This window comes from Olivibacter sp. SA151, assembly GCF_054130995.1.
In genome coordinates, this window is the sequence record NZ_CP096391.1 from 665,330 (window position 1) to 682,004 (window position 16,675).

13 protein-coding genes are annotated in these 16,675 nt (G+C 43.9%); 5 read left to right on the forward strand and 8 right to left on the reverse strand.

Annotated elements, in window-relative coordinates:
* Positions 1 to 75 precede the first annotated feature (75 nt).
* The 3 genes from M1D52_RS02700 to M1D52_RS02710 all read left to right on the forward strand — a co-directional run bounded on the left by M1D52_RS02700 (position 76) and on the right by M1D52_RS02710 (position 2,613).
* Positions 76 to 996 (forward strand): helix-turn-helix domain-containing protein, encoded by a 921-nt coding sequence (locus M1D52_RS02700; RefSeq protein ID WP_377611696.1) that lies wholly within the window; start codon positions 76 to 78, stop codon positions 994 to 996.
* A gap of 87 nt (positions 997 to 1,083) precedes the next feature.
* Positions 1,084 to 1,824 carry an SDR family oxidoreductase gene (locus tag M1D52_RS02705; RefSeq protein WP_437393809.1) on the forward strand — a complete coding sequence of 247 codons (741 nt, stop codon included), beginning with the start codon at positions 1,084 to 1,086 and terminating at the stop codon, positions 1,822 to 1,824.
* A 36-nt stretch (positions 1,825 to 1,860) separates the two neighbouring features.
* Positions 1,861 to 2,613: an SDR family oxidoreductase gene (locus tag M1D52_RS02710; protein WP_437393808.1), complete on the forward strand. Its 753-nt coding sequence runs from the start codon at positions 1,861 to 1,863 to the stop codon at positions 2,611 to 2,613.
* A gap of 35 nt (positions 2,614 to 2,648) precedes the next feature.
* Here M1D52_RS02710 and M1D52_RS02715 read toward each other — a convergent pair whose 3' ends face one another.
* Together M1D52_RS02715 and M1D52_RS02720 are read right to left on the reverse strand one after the other, a co-directional pair.
* A complete protein-coding gene (locus M1D52_RS02715) occupies positions 2,649 to 3,596 on the reverse strand; it encodes a hypothetical protein (RefSeq protein ID WP_437393807.1) in 948 nt (315 codons plus the stop codon).
* Positions 3,597 to 3,868: 272 nt separating this feature from the next.
* Complete coding sequence (locus M1D52_RS02720) at positions 3,869 to 5,017, reverse strand: PepSY-associated TM helix domain-containing protein (protein WP_437393806.1); 1,149 nt, start codon at positions 5,015 to 5,017, stop codon at positions 3,869 to 3,871.
* A gap of 282 nt (positions 5,018 to 5,299) precedes the next feature.
* Between M1D52_RS02720 and M1D52_RS02725 the strand changes: the two genes are divergently transcribed.
* Positions 5,300 to 5,821, forward strand: coding sequence for a GNAT family N-acetyltransferase (locus tag M1D52_RS02725; protein WP_437393805.1), 522 nt, complete (start codon positions 5,300 to 5,302; stop codon positions 5,819 to 5,821).
* 39 nt (positions 5,822 to 5,860) lie between these two features.
* Here M1D52_RS02725 and M1D52_RS02730 read toward each other — a convergent pair whose 3' ends face one another.
* From M1D52_RS02730 to M1D52_RS02755, 6 genes are all read right to left on the reverse strand, one after another.
* Positions 5,861 to 7,642: a metallophosphoesterase gene (locus M1D52_RS02730; protein WP_437393804.1), complete on the reverse strand. Its 1,782-nt coding sequence runs from the start codon at positions 7,640 to 7,642 to the stop codon at positions 5,861 to 5,863.
* Between the two features lie 9 nt (positions 7,643 to 7,651).
* Entirely contained in the window at positions 7,652 to 9,202 is a 1,551-nt protein-coding gene (locus M1D52_RS02735) for a RagB/SusD family nutrient uptake outer membrane protein (RefSeq protein ID WP_013664113.1), read from the reverse strand.
* Between the two features lie 25 nt (positions 9,203 to 9,227).
* Positions 9,228 to 12,572 (reverse strand): SusC/RagA family TonB-linked outer membrane protein, encoded by a 3,345-nt coding sequence (locus M1D52_RS02740; protein WP_437393803.1) that lies wholly within the window; start codon positions 12,570 to 12,572, stop codon positions 9,228 to 9,230.
* Between the two features lie 96 nt (positions 12,573 to 12,668).
* Positions 12,669 to 13,640, reverse strand: a complete 972-nt coding sequence (locus M1D52_RS02745) for a FecR family protein (protein WP_437393802.1) — start codon at positions 13,638 to 13,640, stop codon at positions 12,669 to 12,671.
* Positions 13,641 to 13,738: 98 nt separating this feature from the next.
* Positions 13,739 to 14,305 carry an RNA polymerase sigma factor gene (locus M1D52_RS02750; RefSeq protein WP_013664110.1) on the reverse strand — a complete coding sequence of 189 codons (567 nt, stop codon included), beginning with the start codon at positions 14,303 to 14,305 and terminating at the stop codon, positions 13,739 to 13,741.
* Positions 14,306 to 14,477: 172 nt separating this feature from the next.
* A complete protein-coding gene (locus tag M1D52_RS02755; protein WP_437393801.1) occupies positions 14,478 to 15,074 on the reverse strand; it encodes an RNA polymerase sigma-70 factor in 597 nt (198 codons plus the stop codon).
* Between the two features lie 586 nt (positions 15,075 to 15,660).
* Here M1D52_RS02755 and M1D52_RS02760 point away from each other — a divergent pair.
* On the forward strand, positions 15,661 to 16,647 hold the full coding sequence (locus tag M1D52_RS02760; protein ID WP_437393800.1) for a FecR family protein: 987 nt from the start codon (positions 15,661 to 15,663) through the stop codon (positions 16,645 to 16,647).
* Positions 16,648 to 16,675: the final 28 nt, after the last annotated feature.

Sequence of the window (16,675 nt, forward strand, 5' to 3'; positions counted from 1 at the left end):
AGGAACGGTTTTAAAATATTGCTGTTTAATCATTTCTCCTTTTAACGGACAAATGACTAACTTCGATATCGCATTATGAGAAAAAACTTCGAGTCTAAATCGCTGTTAGAGCTATATCAATACCTTCATCTGCCGGTTGACTTGCTTGATGTTACAGAAGGCTTTACCATTTTTAATCTAAAGGATGTTGGCTTTACGCTACCCTATCAGTCAGCCTCCTATCGTCCCAACTTTTTCTCTTTCTTATTTGTAAAAGAAGGTTCCGGGAAATATACGATCGATGAGCTTACTTTTGAAGTAAAGCCGCATTCGGTCTATTTTACCAATCCGAGTAACTACCGCACGTTTAGTTGGACTCATATTGAGGATATCTGTCTAATCACCTTTGATGAGGCATTTCTTAAAAACTATATCAGTAAAGAAATTTATGATAACTTCCCTTTTCTATTAACGGAAACCGTTAAGCCTCAAGTGGTATCAGACGCTTTTTTTCAGTCGGTGGAAGGTATTTATAAGCAAATTCAACAGGAATACTTGGGTAAGGCAGAGGCGAAATACCCTATCATCGGGCATTTGCTTGCTATCCTTTTGTATAGGATAAAGGAACATATTTGGCAAGATTATAATCCGATTTACGAAGGTAACCGGAGTTCGCAGATCGTTATTTCTTTCAAAAGGTTATTGGAAAAACATTACCGCGATCTAAATAACGGCAATGTAGAGGTCGTATTTAAGGTACAGGACTACGCCGACGCGCAACATTTACATCCCAACTATTTAAGCAATGTGATAAAATCCAAAACCGGCAAACCCATCGTAACCTGGATTGCTGAAAAGACCTTGGTTGAAGCGAAAACACTCTTGCAGCGTTCTACCATATCCATTAAAGAGATTACGTATAAGTTAGGTTTCTCTGAAACCGCTCATTTCAGTAACTTCTTTAAAAAACATACCGGTACCTCGCCGGTGCAGTATCGGAAGGCGCATCTTCTTTAAAATTTGCAACACTTGCTGTAATACACGTAAAGCCGCCGGTTATCGCGCATACTAACTTTGTTCTATCAAAATTTAAAAGATAGACAAATGAATAATCTAGCAGAAAAAGTAATCCTAGTGACCGGTGCTTCTAAAGGTATCGGCGCTGAAGTAGCCAAAAAATTGGCAGCAGCTCATGCAAAAGTTGTGGTAAACTATGCCGGCAGTAAAAGCGATGCCGACGCGGTTGTATCTTTCATAAAAGAGCAAGGAGGTGAGGCGATCGCCGTACAGGCTGATGTGAGTAAAGTCGCCGATGTAAAGTCGTTGTTCGATCAATCTATTGCTCATTTTGGTCGGATTGACATATTGGTCAATAATGCGGGTATTATGATCAACAAACTTATTAAAGACACAACCGACGAGGATTTTGACCGGATCTTCGATATTAATGTGAAGGGCGTTTTTAATACGTTACGTGAAGCCGCGACTCGCTTGGCGGATAATGGAAGTATTATCAATTTTTCTACCAGTGTAAACCGTTTGATGTTGCCTACTTATGGTACTTATGTTGCTACCAAATCTGCCGTTGAACAATTGACGCGTGTATTTGCCAGGGAAATAGGCAGTAGAGGTATTAACGTCAACTCCCTATCACCGGGTCCTACTGCTACCGCTTTGTTCCTCGAAGGCAAATCGCAGGAAACGATTGATCGTTTAGCCGCTTTAAATCCCTTCAATCGGATTGCAAATACGGATGATATTGCCGAGGTGGTGGTGTTTCTGGCCAGTGATGAAGCAAAATGGATCAATGCACAGAATATCGGCGCCAATGGAGGAATGGCTTAATTAATTTTCAGGTGGTATAAAATTAAGATAAAAGAAATGAACAGTTTACATCATAAAACAGCCCTCATAACGGGTTCTGCAAGAGGCCTTGGTAAAGCAATTGCTGAGCGCTATGCCGCTTTGGGTGCTAATATCGTTATTAATTATTCGAGGGATATATCCTCGGCTGACGAGGTGGTTTCAAACATTAAGGCAATGGGAGCGAACGTAATAGCTATACGGGCAGATGTTAGTAAAGTAGCGGATATTGAACGCCTATTCAAGGAGGCAAAGGCCGCGTTTGGGAAGATTGATATTGTAGTGGCCAATGCCGGTATCGAAATGGTAGAAACACCGGTTACAGCTTTCACGGAAGAGCAGTTTGACAGGCTATTTGCCATCAATACCAAAGGGGCTTATTTTACAATGCAACAAGCCGCCAAAACGGTAGAAGATAACGGGCGTATTATTTACATTGCCTCAAGTACAACGGCCTTTCCCGTAGCCGGAATGGCGGTGTATGGTGGAAGCAAAATTACGCCACGCTATCTGGTGGATGTGCTATCGAAAGAAATTGGACACCGAGGCGTAACGGTCAATTCCATCATACCCTTTGCTGTTGATCATTCCGGAATTTTTGCCGAAGAAGGCAGTTATCCCGAACTCCGAAAATCACTCATCGATAGCTGTCCGATGAAACGACTGGCCGAGGTGGAAGATGTAGCGAATATTGCCGAGTTTTTTGCCAGCGGTTTGTCGTCATTTGTTAGCGGGCAGCACTTGTTGGTTAATGGTGGAGCTACCCAATAGCTTACTTGTTTTTGGTTCCCAACTTGACTTTCAAATTAACGGTAGCTGGTATTGATAATCGTCGTTATATCGCCTACCGTTTTTCCTGCGTCGGTTTTTGCAAGCGCACGTAGTTTGAAATAGGCACTGCTTCGGGCCTCCAGTCGAACTTCTAAAGATACGATCTCACCCGCTAATGCTAAGTTGTCAGCTAGTAACGTGCATTCATCTACAATAAGTCCATTTTGCATACTGCGGGTTGCATGTTGAACAAAGGCGATACATAGATCGTGAAGGGCGCCCATAAGCACCGCTACCGGTAAGGCCGGATGATTGGGGAAATGGCCACTGCAATCTTGTTCTTTTATTTCACCCAAAGAGGCTGTGGCACCGGTATCGTACAATTTTAAATCATATAGTGTGTTTTTACGCGAATAGGGACTTGTTAAGGCGGGTAAATAATCTCGATAAGCATGGGCGAATAGCCTATTGAACATCGCTTGGGGGATTACATGAAAGCTGACATCGATACCGCAGATCAGCTTGTTCTCTGTGTCAATGAGACAAGCTTTGGCCTTAGCAAGTCGCTTATCGAATGATACACACTCAGCCAAAACGGTGAGGGGTTTGCCGATCGCAAATTTTTCGTTTGAAACTCGTTTGTAGGTTCCTTTATGGGCTAAGTAGTAGTGCTTTGACTGATTAGGGTTAATGGTAGCGCAAGCAACTGAACCGAGAATGGCAAGATGTCGACAGGCTTCGGCCATTGTAATGGGTGATTGCTCAAATCCAAGGGGTGATTCGGCAATTACTTTTGCGGCTACGATATTGTCTTTTAACACATGAACATCTTGAAGCGCGTAATAAGGTGTATGCACGTCAATAAGTTGAAATAACTCCTCCCGCGATCGGGGCCCGAGATTGTTTTGGCTAAGGGAAGGGTCCAGGATTTTGGAATGGATAAGGGCTAATGATTCGGGTGTAATCGTTGCGAGAGCTTCCATATAATGTGTTTTAGTAATGAGCAATTAATAGATTCAGTGTTATTGTATTAAAGAAAGTAACTATTTAGGCTTTTACAAAAAAGATTACACGGAATGCTTGTTTGCTTACACTAAAGCGTTGCGTGAGGAAACTGAGGTTAAAAAGGTGTAAAGTTTAAATGAAGTCGTGTTAATTCGGCTTGCTTGTGAGATAGCTGAGCTAGGAACGCATAACGCATTATTGGCAAAGCAGGGGATTTATCAAAGCATGTGGGATATACAGCAAAAATCAACTAGATAGAAGCTTCGGTAATTTGTTTTTTTTTCTTTTTAGGCCTGAGCCAGATTATAAAACCCGTGATAGGAAGAGAAGCACAGATTAAACAGCTGCAAAAGCCGAATATTTTACCGGGCAAACCTGCAAAAGAACCGACATGGAGGTCGAAGTTTAGTGCACGGACTTTTTCTGCGAGCTGAAGATCTGCTGTGCCGTAGCTTGAAAGGAGATGTCCGGTAGTTGCGTTGTAAAATAGCCAGTTAAAATGGTAAGTCCGACCCGGTTGAAGCCGAACCTGAAAATCATAGGGTGCTCCTGGCTGACGACTAAATCGTGTGGATATCATATCAGCCTTAGGATATTTGTTCAGCACATCGGACAGGGCACGATCGAGAGCAATAGTCGTCCCTGATGTCTGTATTGGACTTGGTCGACGCTCTGTTTTTTGCTTCCCTCCGCTGAAGATGGCGTAAATGGAGGCATCCATCCATTTAAAGGAATACACGGTACCGGTAAGGGCAATGATGAGCGCGGGAACCAAAACATAGAAGCCAAGTGTATTATGCAGATCGTAATTGATACGCTTGAATTTTGCCTTCCATTTAATGGTAAAGGCTTGTTTCAAAGCCTTCTTTTTGCCTTTTTTGGGCCACCAAAGGACCAGCCCGCTCAGTAGCAGAACAATAAAAATGAGCACGCAGATTCCTACAAGGGGCTGACCGATGCGATGCCCAAGTAACATGTCGGTATGCAGACTAAGCACAAGCTGAAAAAACTCATTGCGCGTGTCTTCAACCTGAATAACCGAGCCGGTATAAGGATTCATATATACACGGTAATAATATTCATAATAATTCCAGTGACCGATGGCGTCGGGATTTGTTTTGATTGCACGGAAAATCCAACTGCGGTCGGCCGAAGGATAAATATCGCAACGACTAATGTCGATTTCTTTACCAAGGGCTTGGCGGGCATTGGCCATCAGGACGGAGAGTGGCTGAGTTGTTTGATGAGTCGTTTGTACGAAAAGACGATCGCGATAGAAAACGGCCTTCAACTCATCTACAAAGACATAAATACATCCCGTTAAGCTGATAATAATAACAACTAAACCGGTGATAATGCCTAGCCAACGATGTACCCAGCTTATTCCTTTTTTGATCATATAGCAAGGCTTATAGGTAAGGAGCAAACGAATAGCTTTAAGGGCACTTCACATGCCTCTGTGTGTTCCCTGGAAAGTAGCGATATCGTGCTGGAGATAGACATAATTGTGCAAAATTAGATTTATTTAGAATAACTCCAAATAAAACAACCTGCTAATGTGTTTGTTGTGGCAGTCATCGCTCAATTTGCATGAGGAAGAAGGTCACACTTAAGTGTATCGTGCCAATAAAACCATGAAGGAATTTTTGCGAAAAACGTAAATTTGGATTTTTCAGAATATATGATGACAAACGAATTTACTTTACGAGCGGCAACAATAGAAGATAAAGACAGAATTTGGGAGATCTTACAACAAGCCATTGAATTAAGGAAACAGCAGGGAAGTGAGCAATGGCAAGATGGCTATCCGAATCCGGAGGCGGTAAAACAGGATATCGATAAGGGATACGGCTATGTGCTTATATCGAAAAACGATATTCTGGCCTATATGGCCGTTATTTTTGATGGTGAACCGGCTTACGAAGCGCTTGAGGGAGAATGGCTAAGCAATGAAAAATATGTAGTGGTTCATCGGGTAGCAGTAGCACAGGATATAAAAACCAAAGGAGCGGCGACGCATCTAATGAAGGAACTGGAAAAATTGGCTATGAAGCGGGATGTTTATAGTGTGAAAGTGGATACCAATTTTGATAACAAAGCGATGCTACGTATACTGGAAAAGTTGAACTACCAATATTGTGGAAAGGTTTATTTTCGCGGCGGCGCACGGATGGCTTTTGAGAAGCTGTTAGATAAAGACTAATGCTGAGGAAACGATATTCCGTTTCCTCAGCATATGAATCTATTTTTTCATCAGATCCAAATAATATCGCTTAATAGCATAAGGTATATTGACAACTTCCTCGATACCTGCATCAAACGGAATACTTTGCCCGTTAGCAAAACGAACGACTTTTGCTGCCGGATCAAATACGGCCGGTTGCACTTTACCACTTCCGTCGTAATCACCGGGAATGGGTAGATCACCCGTCTTACCCAGCTTAATGGCTTTCTCAGCGCCGTATACGAACCATTCGCCGGTGCTCGGCCGCCATACTGCTATATCTGCTTTCCCGTCGCCATTGTAATCTGCCGGTAGGGGTATGTCGCCCGTTTCGCCAAAAGGTACATTCCCAACCGTGGCAATATACCAGGTTTTGTTGCTGGGACGCCAAATGGCCATTTCCGCCGCGCCATCTCCATCATAATCGGCCGGTACGGGCACAGAGGCTTTCCATCCATGCTTAACGGGGTCTTTTCCTGCCGCTAACCATTCGGCTGTTTCTGGATTCCAAACGGCTAGATCAGTAATGCCATCGCCATCATAATCTGCAGGAACGGGAATGTCTCCCGGTTTTCCTAGTGGAACAGCTCGCCAATCGGCCACATAAAATGATGCGCCGGCAGCATTATAGACCGCTGGGTTGGTCTTGCCATAACCCGTATAAGGTGCCGGAACAGGAATATCACCTTTGCGACCTAATGAGCTTTTGATACTTTTAGCATCGTACCAATTTCCGTCTTTGAAACGATATAGATCGGCCTTGCCGTCTAAGTCAAAGTCATAGATCCTGCTGGCCGAAGCTTCGCGGAAAAGCGGTAAGGTAAAGAAACTGTCTTCGTCTTTTTCTTCTAGCTGATGATAGGGGGATAGCGTACGGACTCGTAATTGATCTTTTTCAAGATCAAAGGTCAATAAACGCATGAGTCCATTGCCGCCCATGGGTCGACTTTGATAGTCGGATAACATGGTTTTGATGGTATGGCCGGCATAAGTATCTTGGCGATAGCCCTCGCCATTGTCGCCTACGTGACCGCAAAGCATCAGGAATACATTGGACTGGTTTTTTACGCAATCGTACAGACGTTGCCCTTGCTTGCCAAAGGACGCCTGCCCCGCCACATTGCTACCCGCTACGGGATTATAGCCAAGAATGTAGTGGCTGACGATAATGGCTTTTCGGTCTTTATACTGCTTCAATAAATTTACCGCCCAATCGTTCATGGCCTCTTGCTGCTCGTCGAAAGCATCAAATTCGAGGTAAATAATGATGAGATCTATCCCACCTGCTGAAATAAGGTCGTAATGACTATCGTTGTCTTTGCCAAAATAACCGCCATAATAGTTGCGACCTTTAAAGTGGTCAATACCAAAATATTGGTTATAATATTTCGTGGTACCGCTTACAGCAAATTGACTGGGGTATTGATCGTGATTCCCTACAGCTAACCCATAGGGTAACCCATTCGGAAGTTCCGGTAGGGGTTTTTCCAATGGGTACATCGCCTTTGCAGCATTAGCCCATTGCTCGGGCTTACTGTCGCCCTTGTCGGTAATATCGCCTAAATGCGCTACGTAAACGATATTTTCTGCTTCCCGATTGGCCAGTATCCATTCGATCTGTGTTTCGAAGAGCTTGTTGGTGCCACCTTGGCTCTCCTCGGTGTTATACTGCGTATCCGGTATCACGGCAATAGAGAACGTATTTTTGGCTTTCGGCGAGGTATTGCCTTTTTGTGCCTGTGTACTGAAAGGCAGTAACAGGGCGATCAAGAAACTGAGTCTTAAAAATTTATTATACATACTTTTTCGTTAATAGCCGGGGTTCTGGATTAATTCGGGATTGACACCTACTTCTGCAAAGGGAAGCGGATACAAAAGCTTGTTCTCATCTACCTGATAGGAGGATGGTACTAAATAGCTATGTGTTTTCTTAAGTTCGGCCCCATAGGCATTCATGGTTTCGATCGCCTTGCCCGAACGGAGTAGATCAAACCAACGATGGTTTTCAAAGGCGAGTTCCACGCGTCGCTCATGTAGAATGAGCTTACGGGCATCTTCCTGCGAAGTGGCTGTTAAAGGTGCTGCTTGCGGGATTGCCCGGCTCCGTACACGATTGACATGTACCATGGCTTCTTGGGTTTTGCCTTGCTCGTTCTGTACTTCTGCTAATAGCAATAAAGCATCGGCAAAACGATATACCGGCCAGTTATCATTGGTATTGTTCTTATCGGTATGTGGATTGAGGTACTTTTTGATGAAAGGAACCCCTACCTTTCCTGCTGGAGCCTGATAGTTTACAATACTTTTTTGAGCGGTTAGGGTAAAGTAATAACTGCCATCGTACGTACCTTCAGCAACGCCAATGGAAGCTTCTAAGCGTGTGTCGCCCGTTTCATACGCCCGAATGATATCTTGGGTCGGGGTGTTCCAACCGCCGCCGCCATCTGTGGCGGTATTTTGGGTGGCTACGCCGTAGGTAATAATAGCGGTATTATAACATTTAGGTAAGAAGATATAAATGAAGTTGCTTTGCATGCCGGTTTCCAGCCCTTGCATGAACTGTACTTCGAAGATGGATTCGCGACTGTTTTTATTGGCTGTGGAGAAGACATCCGCGTAGTTTGGCAGTAGACTATACCCCATCGCTTCTAGGCTCAAGAGCAAGTTTTCTGCTTGTGCGTATTCTTTTCGGGTGGCATAAATATCCGCCAGTAGCATCGTAGCCGAGCCTTTGCTAGCATACCCCGATTGTGGAAACTTACTTGGCACCGGTAACAGTGCAATAGCCTCCGAGGCATCATTGATAATCTGGGTATAAACTTCTTCTATCGAGGCACGGGGAAGGAAGGCGTCCGCTTCGTTATTTACTTCTTTTAAGTACAGTGGGACACCACCGAAATAGCGGACAAGCTTGAAATAATAGAAGGCACGAAGAAATAGGGCTTGCCCTTTAAAGTTATTTTTTGCTTCGTCGTTGAAACTGGCCTGATCAATTCTGGCTAACACGACGTTGGCGCGAGAGATGCCTTTGTAACTGTCGTAATAGATCTGATTGGAATAGTTATTACTGGCATCGTTGGTGAAATCGGCAATATCGGCTTTCATTTCAACAGCGGTACCTTGGATAGCAGGGTTATGTTCGTAATGGGTGTTATCAGAACGCATCTCGGCCGTATAATAATCCGGGCCTACCGTACGTAAGGGATTGTAGGCAGCATTGATAGCCTGTGTAAAGTCGGCCTCGGTTTTAAAGAAATTGGTTTCGGAAACCTGATCTTCGGGCGACAGCTCCAAGACATTTTTGCATCCCTGTACGAGGAAAACAAGCAGAACCGATAAGATGGAAATATATTTTTTCATGTTTTGTCTATTTTTTATATGCGCGTTATTGGAAAAGGACATTTAAACCAAATGAGATGGTGCGTGGTACCGGATAGGCATTTTCGTCGATCCCGATGCTGGCGCCGTCTAGCCCGTCTAAGCTGATTTCGGGATTCATGCCGGAATAACTCGTCAGTATAAAGACATTTTGGATAGAGGTGTAGAAACGGATTTGCTTAATGGGGCCGAGACCTTTAACGGGATGTCGGTAGCCCAGTGTGATGTTCTTCATTGCCAGATAAGAGCCATCTTCTACCCATTGCGAATTGACTTGCCGTCCGATACCGGTTGAACCGGTTTTAGTACGCGGAAATTGGCCGGAGCCGGGCTCTTCAGGTGAACGCCAGCGGTCGGCCGCCTCGGCTAAGAGGTTACGCGCGCCGTCCATATTGGTTAAATAGGCCCATTTGGCCGGTAGAATAATGTCACCGCCAATAGCTCCCGCCATGGAAATACCTAAATCGAATCGTCTGTAGGTGAAGTTGTTGGTAAACCCGAAGAGGAAGTCAGGGTTCGGATCACCAATAAAAGTACGGTCGTTCTCGTTGATAATACCATCACCGTTCATATCGCGCATTTTAATGGTACCGACGTCCGAATTCGTTTCTTTGGCTGAGTTGGCTAAATCTTCTGCATCTTTATAAAGGCCTTCGAAGATGTATCCGAAGAACATGCCCAGTGGATACCCTTCCTGATTGCGGTAGTAATCAGCACTGGTGGTGTTGTTCCTGCGGAAATAGCCAGGGCTCACCAGTGATTCAATGCGGTTTCTGTTTAAGGATAGATTGAACGCCGTATTCCAGCTGAGTTCGCCAAAGTCGAACTGACCTCCCAAGCTGAATTCGTGTCCCCAGAATTTGATTTCGCCTATATTGGAAGTGATGCTGCTAAAACCGGACGCTTGTGGAATAGGGCGCGCTTGTATCAAGCCGTCCGACAGCTTGTGGTAGTAATCATAGGTAAAGAAAAGTTTATCGCCAAAAAAGGAGGCATCTAAACCGATATCGAATTGCTTACTGCGTTCCCATGCCAAGTTGGTATTGCCTAAGGTGGTAATAGTAGTGCCGGGCGCTAAACTTCCGTTAGCTACATAGTTGGCAGTGCCTAACTGCGCAATATGGGTATAGTTACCTATATTGTTATTTCCGGTGATACCGTAGCTGCTGCGGATTTTGAGCAGGCTTAATGTTTGACTCCAGCGCTGCATAAAGGATTCATCGCTCAAGATCCAACCCAACGAAAAGGAAGGAAAGGAACCGTATTTTTGATCACGGCCGAAGCGACTGGAACCATCACGGCGCATGGAGGCGCTGATGAGATAACGATTTTTGAAGCTATAATTGATTCGACCCAGATAGGAAATCAAACCATAAGCCGTGGCATTACTGGAGCCGCCGGTGATGTTGGCAGCTACGTTAAGATAAGGGACTTCATCGCTGGCGTAGTTGCGTCCGGTAACGGTATTGCTTTCCTGATCGAAAGATTGATAGGAATAACCTGCCAAGACGTCGATGGAATGTGCCTTCCAATGTTTAGTATAATTTAGATTGGCTTCTGCCGTATAGCTATAGTTTGTTACGGAACTACTGGTGCCTGTAGAGATGTCATCACCGTTAATAAGGGCAGGCGAAAAGAATTGCCGTGATTCATCACCTTTATCGATACCGAACAAACCTTTCAGGCTGAGGCCGTCCCATATTTGATAGTTAAGATGAGCATTACCTAAAATACGGGTGGTTTTATAGTCGTCTTTCACCATTAGATAGCGAGCCAGTGGATTGATGTAGTTAACCATACCGGGAGAGCTGGCGTATTTAACGAGGTTACCGTTTTCATCATAGGGATTGATTAAAGGGCTCGCCTCGGAAGTTTTTTGGACAATGCCTTGAATACCGTCGTCTAAGCGGTTGTTGTGATCTAAACGATAGCTCGGAGCGAGGTTAAAACCAACCTTTAGCTTGTCGTCAAAGAGATTATAATCTTGATTGATACGAAGGGAGTAAAGTTGGGTACCGCTATTGATAACAACTCCTTGTTGATTCTGGTAGCCTGCCACAACCGACGATGCGGAGTGTTTACCTGCGCTGGTGAAACTTATATCGTATTGCTGAATGGGGGAGGTACGGGTTAACAAATCAAACCAATCGGTACCTTCACCATATTGCTCGGGATTTTGATAAACCTCCGGGATGGTGCCTTTATAGCCTTCATAGCGAATCATGTCCTGATAGCGTTCGTTCATGAACGTCGCATACTGGCGGGCATTCATCATGACGGGTACACCGCGACTTGGAATGGTTTGGATACCATAGTTACTGTTTAGTTCCACTTTGGTTTGATCGCCGGGTTTCGCATGTTTGGTGGTGATAAGGATCACACCGTTTGAGGCCCTTGACCCATACAAAGCGGTAGCTGATGCGTCTTTCAATACGGTGAAAGATTCGATTTCTGCGGGATTGATGTTATTGATGCTGCCAGTGATTGGCATACCGTCGATAACAAAAAGGGGGGAATTGCCGGAGGAGAGGGACGCTGCGTTACGAATACGCCAGGACATCCCCCTGCCAGGTTGTCCTGATGTTTGATAAATTTGGACACCGGCCAGTTTACCCTGTAGTTGTTGTGCAAATTGGTTGACAGGCATATCCTGTAAATTTTCGGTACTGATTTCTTCCAGTGCACCCGTGATTTCGCGTCTACGTTGGGTACCGTAGCTCACAACCACTTCTTGCAGTTGCCCCGTTCCGCGTAAGCTCACCTGTAGCGATGTTTCTTTATTCTCCAGAACGTTGACACCTTTTTGCTCGTATGTTTCATAACCAATATAGCTCACACGGAGTGTATAGGTACCGGGGTAGGCCTGAAGGGCAAAGCTGCCATCTTCTTTGGTCATAGTGCCGTTATTGGTTCCTAATAAACTGACGCTCGCACCGATAAGTGGATTGCCTTCCGTGTCTTTGATAAAGCCGGCGAGCCTTCCGGGTTGTTGTTTGCGGTTGATGTAAATATTTCCTTTGTTTACTTCGGGAACTAAGGCGGCAGTTTCGGCCAAATACTGCAGAAGCACGTCTAATGTAGTACGCTTTTGAGGTAGTTCTACTACGATCTGCCCATTAATCTGGCTTGGGCTATAGATCAGGTTGAAGTCTGATTGCGCCTGAATGGTTTGCAGCACCTCTTCTAAAGCGATGTTCTTCGACTTAAATTGAATGACTGTGCTGCTGGTTTGCTGTGCCTCGCTTTTATGTGCTAACAGGGTGCCGGCCATGGATAGCAAGGTGAGGAGGGTGATGCATGATAACTTCATAAATGCAATGAAATAAGTGACCAGTATTCGTTTTTTTGGCATATCTTTATTTGTTTTTGATTTGTTTGTGGAAGAACGATTGAAAACAGATGGAACCGGAACTGCTGTCAACAGTTTCGGTTTATTGTTTAACGGGTTTTAGTTGTGTATATGAACCTCCTTTTTCTTGATGGTATATTGAAATGGATTGATTTTTTGTAAGGCTTTTAGCACGGCCTCCAGCGTTGGATCTTCAAATCGGGCAGTGAAGGTTTCATGTTGCCCCCTGCGTAGGTTTAAATGAATGCTTACGCCATACCATGTTTGTAGCTGAGCAACAACTTCTTTCCAAGAGGCGCTTTGAAATACCAGCTCATTATAAATCCAAGCGTGCTCGCTTCCGGGTTGGATGGCCTTGATTTGGTGCCTGCCATTGATATAATCGTAGGTGAACTGCTGCCCGGCGGTAAGCACGGTATGCTGTATTTTACCTTGGTTATGGCTAACGCTCACCTTGCCGGTATTGATACTTAAGTTGTATTGATTGCGATGATTCTGTACTTGTAAATTAAAGGAAGTACCAAGTACGCGCGTTTGCAGCTTAGTTGTGTATACGATAAAGGGTTTATGCTGATTGGGATATACTTCAAAAAAAGCTTCTCCTTGGTCAAGATAAATAGCGCGATTGGGACCGGCAAAGTGTTGATCATACCGTATCGCGGTATTGCCGTTTAACCAGATTGTGCTACTGTCCGGTAGTCGCAATTTAGCCCGCTGCCCTGGTTCAGTGTGAAAGGTAAAAAGTTTAGGTACAGGCTGTTTACCTTCGCTGCCGCTTTGGCTCCTTTTACTAAAAAGAATAAATACACCGATCAGCAATGCGATAGAAGCTGCGATACTACTTGTGAACCATAGCCTGTGAGTATCATTCCGGTTTCGATGCTTTAGGGGTAAATGTTCTTGAATACGTGATAGTATCGCTTCTTCTAATTCCTGAACCTTTCCGGTAGCTAAGGGCTGTTCGAATCGCTGATCAGCTTCGAACCAGCGATCGATCAGTTCTCTTTCTTCTTGGCTACAAGTGCCCCTGAGATACTTCTCTAATAAATTACGTATCTTATCTTGATCCATGTTGGTGCGTTTATTCTATAGGAGTAAAAATGCCGACATGGGTACCAATGGGATTAGGTTATCAAATTGTTAATAAATTATGTGGTTTATGTTGTGGGCTAAAAAAAGAATATAACGGAGAGCATGTGATCTTTAATAGCCAGTCGTATTTTACGCTTCGCGTGTCCTAATTGATTTTTGACAGTTTGCTCGGCCAATCCGAGTTCTTGTGCAATCTCTTCAGTGCTCAGATTGTCTTCTTGATGTAAGCGGTAGATATGCTGTTGCTTGGTAGGGAGTGCATCCACTTCTTTTTTCAGTTGTGCCTCCAATTCTTCTGCAAATAATTGCTGGTCATCGGCATGGGTTAAGGTATCGATAAGTTGACGATAATCGAATCGATGCGCTTCGTCCTTTAGCGAGCGCTGCATACGTCTGACCAACTCATATTTGGTCATGCTATATAGATAAGCTTCTACCGAACCTTGAATATGAATGTTTTCCTTCTTTTGCCATAATTGGATGTAAATATCTTGCACAATGTCCTTTGCTTCTTCCTCATCTTGCGTTTTACGGAATGCCAATTGATAAAGCTTTTGCCAAGTATCCCTATACAATGATGTGAAAGCGACAGAATCACCGGCTTTGCTGTGTTCGAAGAGTTCGTCTAAGATAGAACCAGACATAAGGTTAGACACGTTCGGCCTCAAAGCTAGTTTGCTAAATTTAACTTCTTGTTAAGCAGTTGTTATTTTGGTGTTATGCTTTACTGTTTGTGCCTCGATATCCGCGAAGGATTTATCCTATCCCGTTTGTAAAGCTGATTTGAAGGGTACCCATAATACGTGCGATATAAACTTATCGGTTAGACAAAAAAGAATAAAGGATGAGAAGTAAGGTTTGTTCCACGATAGATTTGCGTAATATAGCGTAAGATTTTTTCAATTGATTTTTAACCGTATGAATGGAAAGATTATAACGATCTGCAATCTCTTCATTACTCAGACCCTCATCGCGTTTTAAGATAAAAATCTGTTGACATTTTTCGGGCATTTGTGCTACGGCTTCATCTACCAAGCTAAAAATATCCCCCTTTTCTTCTGATTCAATTTCTCCACCAATCGACCAATCACGATCCTTTGCATAATATTCTTCACGGGCAGCTCTGGCCGTTAATTCTTTTAATAAATTGACCGCTTTATTTTTTCCCAAGGTGTACATCCAGGCCCCTATCGAGTCAATTTTGCCTAAATGCTCTCGACCTTCCCAGATCTTCACAAACACGTCTTGCGTAATTTCTTCTGCAAGTTCCCTGGAATTTACCAAACGAAGAATAAATTGGAACACCCGTTCTTCGTAACGCATCATCAAGCTTTCCAATGCATAGGCATTACCTTGCTTGATCTCCAACAGCAATGCTTTTTCTTGCTGTCGAGACATGACCGGTTGATTCATAAGATACCTCTTTCAGATTACAGCGGCAAAAGTAATAATGCTATATTATCTTAATGTTACGTTCAGTGATTGTATAAAAGGAACCTTTTCTTTAGTCACTTTTTTCCGCAAAAAGTGACGCAAAAACTCGTCGCTTCCTGCCTACCGCAGGCAGGCAAAATTTACAGGAACGGTAGTGCCTCCCAATACGAAATGTAAATTTTGGAGGCGACATTTAGCGGAACGGAAGGCTTTTACTTTTAACCGAACGTATTATTCTTTAGCCTCGTACTATAGCCCTGTGTGAAGGGAAAACGGCCTCACAGCATGAGCGTTAAGAAGATTTAGGATAACCCTGGGAAAAAATCATGTGAAGAAGCGAAGGGTTGACAAGCGTGGCGGAGCGGCTCCACAGGATTGCGCTTGTGGCCTAAATCTTTAGCGAAAGGATGTGCAGCCTTGATGTTTGCCTCACTTTGCATCAAAGGTAAAGTGAGAAAAAACTGAGTTTACAGATACTTAGTTTACTTTTCCTTAACAAATCTTTAAACGAAGCTTAATCTCTGAGCGTAGCTCTTTTCAATAGGTCGTTCTGTCATCTTATTAGATGAATGAGACGTTATTACAAACCCTATTTAAAAAGTATAGAAGTCAAACCCTAAGTGAAGAGGAAAGGGAACTTTTTTTCAGCTTGCTGGGGAATCCCGAATATAAAGAACGAGTAGAGGAATTAATACGCGAACTATGGAAGGACACGGAGCACTTTGCAAATGCCCCGCTAACATCGGCGGGGAAGAAGCGGATAGCCTCGGTAATGGCACGCATCGAAAGCCCTGAAAGAAGAGTAAAGAGGAGATTCCCAGCCTTCTGGGCAGCGGCAGCCAGTATTGCCTTGGGGTTTGGGTTGGCAATACTTTATTACGCCCAACAGGTAAAAACACCAGGTCCGGAAGCACCTCATGTGACGGAAATAAAAACCAACTATGGCGAGAAAAAGAAAATCACCTTACCAGACGGAAGCTTAATTTACCTGAATGCGGGAAGTGTATTGCGCTATGCCAATACTTATAATAAACAGAATCGGGAAATTGAATTAATCGGCGAAGCCTTTTTTGAGGTAGCACCGGATAAAGCGCGGCCATTTGTTGTACGTAGTCAAGAGCTGCGGACTCACGTTTTAGGAACGTCGTTCAACGTGCGGGCTTTTGGTGACGACGATCATCTTTTTGTGGCGCTGATAACGGGATCGGTACGTGTTGACCATGACTCATCGTCCTCTGTATTAAAACCAGGCGAAAAAATCAACTATAATAAATTAACCAAGGAAAGTAGCGTGTTGCCCATCAATGATAAGGATTATTGGGGGCTTTGGCGTAAGGAGGTCTTGGCTTTTAACGGGCAACGTTTTGCCGAAGTAGCGTCCTTAATGGAAAAATGGTATGGTGTAAAAATCCATGTTAATAACCGGTCTTTGTTAAATCGGCGTTTCACCGGTGAATTTAAAGATTTACCCATTAACAAAGTGCTGGATATGCTAAGTAAGAGCAGCTCTTTCTCTTATCGAATTGAAAAGAATCAGGTCTATATTAAATAAGTTAAAATTTGCAAAATCAAAATCAGGG